This is a genomic window from Methylobacterium frigidaeris, assembly GCF_022179185.1.
Classification (GTDB): domain Bacteria; phylum Pseudomonadota; class Alphaproteobacteria; order Rhizobiales; family Beijerinckiaceae; genus Methylobacterium; species Methylobacterium frigidaeris.
Map to the genome: position 1 here is coordinate 1 of NZ_BPQJ01000506.1, position 206 is coordinate 206.

General features: G+C 62.1%; 1 protein-coding gene. It reads right to left on the reverse strand.

Annotated features, from left to right (window positions below):
- A partial coding sequence (locus MFF64_RS37765; RefSeq protein WP_238194253.1) for an MFS transporter occupies positions 1 to 206 on the reverse strand: 206 nt, incomplete at both ends.

Below are 206 nucleotides of genomic sequence, written 5' to 3' on the forward strand. Positions count from 1 at the left end.
CCACCATCATGAGGGCCCCGACCATCATCAGCATTATCGACAGCATCAGTGCGGGCTTGCGGCCGCCCCTGTCCGCATAGAGGCCGAGCACGATCGCCCCGAGCGGGCGCATTAAGTACGAGATGCCGAAGCTGCCGAGGGCGATCAGTAGCGACGTGGTCGGATTGTCGGTCGGGAAGAACAGCTTCGAGATCGTGACGGCGAAT